Source organism: Marinilactibacillus kalidii (assembly GCF_017599325.1).
GTDB lineage: Bacteria > Bacillota > Bacilli > Lactobacillales > Carnobacteriaceae_A > Marinilactibacillus > Marinilactibacillus kalidii.
Map to the genome: position 1 here is coordinate 1 of NZ_JAGFVM010000034.1, position 8015 is coordinate 8015.

Here is an 8015-nt window from a genome sequence, read left to right on the forward strand (position 1 = left end):
ATTCCTTTAGACGGATAGCTAGAATGGTTGTATTGTTTCATGATTTTTACTCTGATTCTATTTAAAGATCGATTAATCAACTGGGTGATGTGAAAGCGATCAATAATGATTTTTGCATTTGGAAAAAGCTCTCTTATAAAGTACTCATAAGCTGCGTTCATATCAATCACGATGAGTTTTACCTGCTCTCTCACTTTTAGCGGATACTTTTGAAAGTGAAGTTTGAGATAAGCTTTTCTTCTATCAGGAAGGATATCGATCACCTCATGTGTATCGCCATCGGCGTAAATGAAGCTCATCGAACCTTTCACATTTTTGACTGATTTGAATTCATCGAAAAGCAAACAAGGCGGTAAAGATTGGAAGTCAGGGTAATAGACTTGGGCGAATGTGCTAATCACTCGCTTAACGGTGGAAGGTGATACCGTATGTTCTTCTGCTATATACTTCATAGAAAGATCTTCTCTTGATTGAAAGCCGATGTGTTGCTTTACTTTCTTAGAAATAAAACAATGTTCTTCGACTTCTGAGGAATGAGCAGAGAAGGTCTGTGTACAAGACTTACAATAGAAACGTTGTTTCTTTAGATAAAGGCGCGTTGGATACCCAGCCACCTTATTCCAGACCATTTTAGTTAGCTTGGTTCCGTACTTAATAATGTTATAATCGGCGTTTTTAACACCGCACTTAGGACAATAGCCTGGTGTATAAGTGATTGTCCCACTGACAATATTGGTTAAAGTTCCTTTTAGGGTTTGACGATCGATCTGAGTCAATGTGATCGATTCATCTTGGATATGAAGCAATTTTTTGATATCATTAGATTCAAGCAAGCGAGATTCCTCCTATAGATTTGGTGTGGTAACTATAGTCTATCAGAGAATCTCGCTTGTTTCATTTTACATAAAAATAGTGTTGGCGAATTCTCACCAACACCAAATATTATAGAACCTGATTATTGAGGTGTAAGATCTAAATTGATTTTTGGAAGATCAATACCTTCTCTAGAAAGTGCTTCAACATATTTCTCGTAAAACGTATTTCTGATGGCAAATTCAGTGCCGGCTTTGGTATACATAATAATTTGTGCAGCGGTTTGTCCAGCGCCAACAGGAACAAAAGAAATCGTCGCTGGTTTTATAGTGATCTCTTCATGTTTAGGAATAAAGCGATCGTTGACACTTTCTAGGACATTTCGGACTTTATCTAGGTTAGTGTTCGGGAAGAGGCGAATCTCCAATAGAACCCGCATGTCTGCCCTAGAACGGTTGCTGATAACTGTGATTGCGCGATTGGGAATGAAATGAATCGTGCCATCAAAATCTTTTAACTTAGTTGTCTTTAAATTCACATCTTCTACAACGCCCATAATGTCATTGATTTTGACGACATCTCCAACATCTAACTGTTTCTCAAGTAAAATCATAAAGCCGTTGACGATATCAGAGACAAATCCCTGAGCACCTAATGATAGGGCTAAACCAGCAACACCTGCACTAGCTACCAACGTACCAACGGGTATCCCCAAAATTGCTAGAATTGCATAGGCTAGAGAAAAATAAAGTAAAGAATTATATAAATTCTTGCTTAACCTATATAGCGTATTATACCTATTAGGAATAGTATTTTTTTCTTTTACGTATCGTTTAAATACAATTTCTATAGCATAATGACCGATTTTTTTTAAAATAAGCACAGCGATTACTGTAATTAGAATTTGAATAAATCCTATTATCATATTGATCCATATTTGATTCCAATCTATATCATTTAGGAATTGTTTTAATAAACTTACTTGCTCAGTTGCGGCTTGCTCAACATTCTCGTTTGTAGCTAAAAACATCTAAAAACTCCCTTACTCATCTAATAACAATAGCATGATTGTATCAAATATCCTGCTCGAATTCTAGGAACTTATCATGAAGAAATGATTATTTAGGTATGAAATAAAGAACAGCAAATATTTTATCTGTTTTTGGTTTTTCTCCGTTGAAATAGTCAGCGGACGTTGGATAAACGCTACCATCTTCCATGTAGCTCCAAAGTATGACCGGTTTATCTTTGATTAAGGAGTCATTGCTATTATCAGGCGTAAAGGTTGAAAATATACCCGTATTTGTTTTAGGTAAAAGATAAAATCGATTTCTAGAACTAGAGGAGGCACTGGATAGAGTCATTTTTGCATAGACATCTTCAAATTCAGTATCTTCATCTTCCTTAGCTGGGGTCAAGCCCCACAATAGTGGACCGCTAAAGTCTTGAGAACCTTCTGTAGTGACTGAAGTCAACAACTGATTACTTTCTTTTTTACCATGATTATAATAATCAAGATAGAGTTCAATGCCATTGCCTTCATAGTTTAATTCGTATTCTCCATAATAATCATAAGTTAACTGATTCATACCACTCTCATTTGAGACTAGACGGATATGGTTATCTTGTAGCCCACTAATCTTTTCTCCAGCAAATGGACCAATATTATATTTTGAGAAATATATTCCGACGGCTAGTATGGCTACCAAACTGACAATGGACCATAATAAACTGCGTTTTGTAAATGTATGTTTTTTTAAATCAACTACCAACTTTTTCATAAGTATAGTCATCTCCTTGGCATTTATAAAAAGGACAATCAATAACGTTTAGATGAAAAAATAGTGTCTTCAAAGAAAGACGCTGCTGATCATCCTATAAGAGAGGTTGTGTAAAAGCGATGCAACAAGTGAAATGATTTTAAAAGGTATTCATTTGCAGTTTAGACTATTATAAACCAATTGTGTCATTTTGTATCGTAGAATTTTACTGGATTTATTCATTTTGTAGTAGACATGGTAGGACTGTTTGTAAGTTAACAATCTTACTATTTGCTTTTTGGATTTAGACAATGGTATTCTTAATTTGTAAACAAAAAAGGAAAGAGGGATAGTTATGACAGGTGGAGAAATCGCTGCTTTGATTGCTGCCGTGGCATTCGCTATTTTGGTATTAGGACTTTGTTACGTATTATTCAAGGTGGCAAATGTTGTATCAGAATTGAACACGACAATCGAAGAAGCTAATAAAAGTATTGGAACATTAACGAAAGATGCAGATCATTTACTAGTTGAAGTTGAGGGATTGTTGAATAAAACAAATACAACACTTAACGATGTTAACGGCAAATTAAGTCTCACTGATCCATTGTTCCAAGCAGTAGGAGATTTAGGTATCTCAGTTTCAAGCTTAAATGATTCAACTAGAAACTTAACAACTCATTTAGCTGGTGCAACTAAGCGCGGTGCTAAATTTGGACTAGCAAGAAAAGTTAGCAATACAATAGCAAAATAATTGAATTTCGAGTAATTGACTATTGTTATTGAAATGACATTTAGAAGGAGAGCATATAATCATGGGAAAACAAGATAGATCAGAAGGATTTTTACTAGGTACGATTGTTGGTGCAACTATTGCTGGAGTAAGTGCTTTATTATTAGCACCAAAATCTGGTAAAGAGTTACGTGAAGATATATCTCAGCAAACTGATCGTGCAAAAGATCAAGTTAAAGATTACGCTGACTTAGCTAAAGAAAAAGGTATGGAACTTAAAGATAATGCTCAGCAAGCAGGTAATGATTATGTTGAGAATGCTAAAAAAACCTACGAACAAGCAGTAGATTCTTATGGTAAAAGCAAAGAAAATAATAAAGACACGTTGAATGATATTAAGAAAGAAGCATCATCAATTGCTAAAGATGCAAAAAATAAAATAAAAGGTAATAATGAGAAAGAAGACTTCAGTACGGACGTTAACAATGCTGAATCTCGCACGATGTCATATGATTATGACGAAAAGAAAATGTCTGAAAGCGAAAGTAAAGGACAAAAATCTGGAAATACAAGTACTGAGCAAACGAAAGAAGATGGCGGAAACGATAAAGAAACAACAAACACAAATGTTGGAATCTAAATTAGACTGTCTCTAGAACAAAAGGGGTGCACGATTTCTTACTGTGCATCTCTTTTTTCTGTATTTTAATTGTCTAGCACTATAGAATGGAGGGAATAAAATGACTACTCAGGAATTGATTAGATTACTTGTAGTAGGTATTTGTTTTTATATCGTAATGATTATCGCTTTGCGTATTTCAGGAAAACGAACACTTTCAAAAATGAATGCTTTTGATTTTGTCGTTACGGTTGCATTGGGATCAACAGTTTCCAGTTTGCTGATCAATAATCAAAAAAATCTTTGGCAAGGTGTTACAACTTTTTTTCTATTAGTTGGTCTGCAATTTATTTCAACATGGTTATCGGTTCGCTCGGAAACAATCAGTAATCTACTGAAATCAAAGCCATCATTGATTTATTTTAATAATCAATATGATAGAATCAAAATGAAAAAAGAAAGAATATCTGAATCGGAAATTTTACAAGCTATTCGTTCTCAAGGGATTGGGTCAATTGAGCAAGTCGCAGCAGTAGTGCTCGAAACAGATGGAAAGATCTCTGTTCTAAAGAAAGCACCAAATGATTCAGACAAAGACACCTTATCAAACGTTATATAGACGAAAAGGGGCCGGTGAAAAGTCACCGCCTTTTTTTCTAAAATATTCGTCATTTAAATAGTACGAAACAGGAAGAGAGGCTGGGACAAATATCCCAGCCTCTCTTTTTTTAATTTTAAGACTATAAGAGACTTTTGTCTCAGCCACTTCTTATTTGATTATAAAGTGATAAATTCCTTACTTGTTTGAGTAAAAGGAATGCAGCCTTCAGCTGTCACATAAACGCAATCTTCTATACGAACTCCAATTTTATTCTCGATATATATGCCTGGTTCTAATGAGAAACACATACCTTCTTTTATGACCATTTCACTACCCTTTGATAAACTTGGGTATTCATGTACTGTCTTTCCTAAACCATGTCCTAAGCGATGGGTAAAATAATCACCATAACCTGCCTTCTCGATAATCGAACGTGCGATATTGTCTAATTCTCCAGTCGTTATACCGGGTTTCACTGCTGCTTGTGCAGTTTTTTGAGCGGAGAGAACGACTTCATAAATGTCACGTTCTTCTTGAGTAGATGATTTAAAAGCAACAGTACGTGTAACATCGCTTGTATAGCCTTCAGAAACGACACCTAAATCAAACAAAACGAATTCATTTTCTTGAAGTGTTCTCTCTCCAGGGTTTCCATGAGGACTACCTGCATGATCACCGAATAGGACCATCGTTTGGAAACTCATTTCAGAAATACCGCGCTTTTTCATTTCATACTCTATCTCTGCAACGACCGCTTGTTCACTAATACCCACCTTTAAAGCATTCATGCCAATCTCAAGTGCCTTATCGGCCATTTTACCAGCTTTTATCATTCTCTGAATTTCATCATCTGACTTAATCAATTGAATCTCTTGGATCATAGAAGAAATATCCATCGTATTAGGTGAAGCAGTAGACTTCATCAAGTGGTTAAAGCGTTCAACGGTAAGATTATTCTCAATTATACCAACTTTCTCGATTGGAAAATCATAAGTTGATAAATGTGACTCTATGATTGCCCATGGGTTTTCTTCGTCTTTATAGCTAATAATCGTCTCTATCGAAGACTGGCGCTTAGCATCTTTAGCTTCCAAATTTGGTGTGAAAAGGAATGCGTGATGTTTCATCAGAAATAAAGCAAGCACGCGTTCGTGAGGATCGCTTTCGAATCCTGTAAAATAGCCCACCAAACTGGGGTCGTCTATATAAATGAGATCAATATCTAAAAGAGCCATTTTATTTTTTAAGTTTTTTATCGGTTGATTCATAAACTGCATACACTCCTACTTATTAGTTGATATTTTCATTGTAACATGATTATAATGAGAGAACATAATTATTAAAGTAAGCCTTTTCTGAAAAAAATAAAGAAAATTTCATGAAAATGAAATATTTGTTCTTGAAATCTCTTTCATCCTTTGCTAAAGTAGGGTTTAGATAAAATAGTATGATTTTCAGCATGAAATGCAAGCGATTAAAAACAGAAACGTATAAAAACGAAGAATACAAAAGGAGAAAATCATGGATAAACAAACAATTACAATTTACGACGTGGCAAGAGAAGCTGGTGTCTCAATGGCTACTGTATCACGAGTAGTAAACGGGAACCCAAATGTAAAACCAACAACTAGAAAAAAAGTTTTAGATGTTATTGATCGTCTAGATTACAGACCTAATGCTGTTGCTAGAGGATTAGCTAGTAAAAAAACAACCACTGTTGGGGTAATTATCCCAGATGTGACTAATCTTTACTTTTCTTCTTTAGCAAGAGGGATCGATGATATTGCTACGATGTATAAATACAATATTATTTTAGCGAATTCAGATGAAAATGAACAAAAAGAAGTTCAAGTATTAAACACCTTACTAGCTAAACAAGTAGATGGTGTGATATTCATGGGGAATAAAATCACAGAAGAGCTACGCGCTGAATTTTCTCGTTCGCGCACACCTGTTGTATTGGCGGGTACAGTTGATCCAGACGGTCAAGTGGGTAGTGTAAACATTGACTATAAAATAGCTACTCAAGATAGTGTAGCAACGCTAATCAATAATGGTCATAAAAAAGTAGCTTTCATATCAGAAAGTCACGATGAACCGATTAACGGTCAATATCGATTAGAAGGTTACAAAGAAGCATTAAAAGAAGCTGGCTTAGACTATGATGAATCATTAGTCGTTCAATCAGAGTACACATATAAAGTTGGAGAAGCTGTTTTTGAACAGATTTCAAAAGCAGGCGCTACAGCTGCAGTTGTTGCAGATGACGAATTAGCAGTGGGTGTATTGAATGCTGCACTTGATAGAAATATCAGTGTACCAAATGAGTTTGAATTGATTACCTCTAACAATTCTAAATTAACCGACATGACGCGTCCACAGCTGAGTACAATCGTTCAACCACTTTACGATATCGGAGCTGTCTCAATGCGCCTCTTAACTAAACTGATGAACAAAGAAGAAATAGATGAAAAAACAATTACTTTACCATTCCATATAGCTGGAAAAGGAACAACTAAAGAAAACTAAAAAATATCGGTTCTATAATATTTGGTGTTGGTGAGAATTCGCCAACACTATTTTTATGTAAAATGAAACAAGCGAGATTCTCTGATAGACTATAGTTACCACACCAAATCTATAGGAGGAATCTCGCTTGCTTGAATCTAATGATATCAAAAAATTGCTTCATATCCAAGATGAATCGATCACATTGACTCAGATCGATCGTCAAACCCTAAAAGGAACTTTAACCAATATTGTCAGTGGGACAATCACTTATACACCAGGCTATTGTCCTAAGTGCGGTGTTAAAAACGCCGATTATAACATTATTAAGTACGGAACCAAGCTAACTAAAATGGTCTGGAATAAGGTGGCTGGGTATCCAACGCGCCTTTATCTAAAGAAACAACGTTTCTATTGTAAGTCTTGTACACAGACCTTCTCTGCTCATTCCTCAGAAGTCGAAGAACATTGTTTTATTTCTAAGAAAGTAAAGCAACACATCGGCTTTCAATCAAGAGAAGATCTTTCTATGAAGTATATAGCAGAAGAACATACGGTATCACCTTCCACCGTTAAGCGAGTGATTAGCACATTCGCCCAAGTCTATTACCCTGACTTCCAATCTTTACCGCCTTGTTTGCTTTTCGATGAATTCAAATCAGTCAAAAATGTGAAAGGTTCGATGAGCTTCATTTACGCCGATGGCGATACACATGAGGTGATCGATATCCTTCCTGATAGAAGAAAAGCTTATCTCAAACTTCACTTTCAAAAGTATCCGCTAAAAGTGAGAGAGCAGGTAAAACTCATCGTGATTGATATGAACGCAGCTTATGAGTACTTTATAAGAGAGCTTTTTCCAAATGCAAAAATCATTATTGATCGCTTTCACATCACCCAGTTGATTAATCGATCTTTAAATAGAATCAGAGTAAAAATCATGAAACAATACAACCATTCTAGCTATCCGTCTAAAGGAAT

9 protein-coding genes are annotated in these 8015 nt (G+C 35.4%); 5 read left to right on the plus strand and 4 right to left on the minus strand.

All coding sequences use genetic code 11. From position 1 onward, the window contains the following. The 3 genes from J5J05_RS08615 to J5J05_RS08625 form a co-directional block, all read right to left on the minus strand. Nucleotides 1-833, minus strand: an 833-nt coding sequence (locus J5J05_RS08615; RefSeq protein ID WP_208559039.1) for an ISL3 family transposase, incomplete at its 3' end; no start/stop codon positions are given. A gap of 122 nt (nucleotides 834-955) precedes the next feature. Continuing rightward, a complete protein-coding gene (locus J5J05_RS08620; RefSeq protein WP_208560281.1) occupies nucleotides 956-1843 on the minus strand; it encodes a mechanosensitive ion channel family protein in 888 nt (295 codons plus the stop codon). Nucleotides 1844-1931: 88 nt separating this feature from the next. After that, nucleotides 1932-2594, minus strand: coding sequence for a hypothetical protein (locus J5J05_RS08625; protein ID WP_208560282.1), 663 nt, complete (start codon nucleotides 2592-2594; stop codon nucleotides 1932-1934). Between the two features lie 334 nt (nucleotides 2595-2928). Between J5J05_RS08625 and J5J05_RS08630 the strand changes: the two genes are divergently transcribed. From J5J05_RS08630 to J5J05_RS08640, 3 genes are all read left to right on the plus strand, one after another. Then, the gene (locus tag J5J05_RS08630) at nucleotides 2929-3327 is read left to right on the plus strand and encodes a DUF948 domain-containing protein (protein WP_208560283.1); all 399 of its coding nucleotides are present in this window, start codon (nucleotides 2929-2931) and stop codon (nucleotides 3325-3327) included. Nucleotides 3328-3388: 61 nt separating this feature from the next. Next, nucleotides 3389-3946 (plus strand): YtxH domain-containing protein, encoded by a 558-nt coding sequence (locus J5J05_RS08635; protein WP_208560284.1) that lies wholly within the window; start codon nucleotides 3389-3391, stop codon nucleotides 3944-3946. A gap of 100 nt (nucleotides 3947-4046) precedes the next feature. After that, nucleotides 4047-4544: a DUF421 domain-containing protein gene (locus tag J5J05_RS08640; protein ID WP_208560285.1), complete on the plus strand. Its 498-nt coding sequence runs from the start codon at nucleotides 4047-4049 to the stop codon at nucleotides 4542-4544. Between the two features lie 158 nt (nucleotides 4545-4702). Here the strand turns inward: J5J05_RS08640 and J5J05_RS08645 are convergent, their stop codons facing one another. Beyond that, nucleotides 4703-5794 (minus strand): M24 family metallopeptidase, encoded by a 1092-nt coding sequence (locus tag J5J05_RS08645; protein ID WP_208560286.1) that lies wholly within the window; start codon nucleotides 5792-5794, stop codon nucleotides 4703-4705. 253 nt (nucleotides 5795-6047) lie between these two features. On the opposite strand from J5J05_RS08645, the gene ccpA reads away from it, so the two are divergent. Beyond that, a complete protein-coding gene (ccpA, locus tag J5J05_RS08650; protein WP_208560287.1) occupies nucleotides 6048-7055 on the plus strand; it encodes a catabolite control protein A in 1008 nt (335 codons plus the stop codon). Between the two features lie 127 nt (nucleotides 7056-7182). Continuing rightward, nucleotides 7183-8015 (plus strand): ISL3 family transposase (locus J5J05_RS08655; protein ID WP_208559039.1); only part of this gene is annotated, 833 nt, incomplete at its 3' end.

Bases quoted from the DNA above. Each gene is read 5' to 3' on its own strand.
- J5J05_RS08620 (WP_208560281.1), bottom strand. From the start codon at position 1,843: ATGTTTTTAGCTACAAACGAGAATGTTGAGCAAGCCGCAACTGAGCAA.
- J5J05_RS08635 (WP_208560284.1), top strand. From the start codon at position 3,389: ATGGGAAAACAAGATAGATCAGAAGGATTTTTACTAGGTACGATTGTT.
- J5J05_RS08625 (WP_208560282.1), bottom strand. From the start codon at position 2,594: ATGAAAAAGTTGGTAGTTGATTTAAAAAAACATACATTTACAAAACGC.
- J5J05_RS08630 (WP_208560283.1), top strand. From the start codon at position 2,929: ATGACAGGTGGAGAAATCGCTGCTTTGATTGCTGCCGTGGCATTCGCT.
- ccpA (WP_208560287.1), top strand. From the start codon at position 6,048: ATGGATAAACAAACAATTACAATTTACGACGTGGCAAGAGAAGCTGGT.
- J5J05_RS08640 (WP_208560285.1), top strand. From the start codon at position 4,047: ATGACTACTCAGGAATTGATTAGATTACTTGTAGTAGGTATTTGTTTT.
- J5J05_RS08645 (WP_208560286.1), bottom strand. From the start codon at position 5,794: ATGAATCAACCGATAAAAAACTTAAAAAATAAAATGGCTCTTTTAGAT.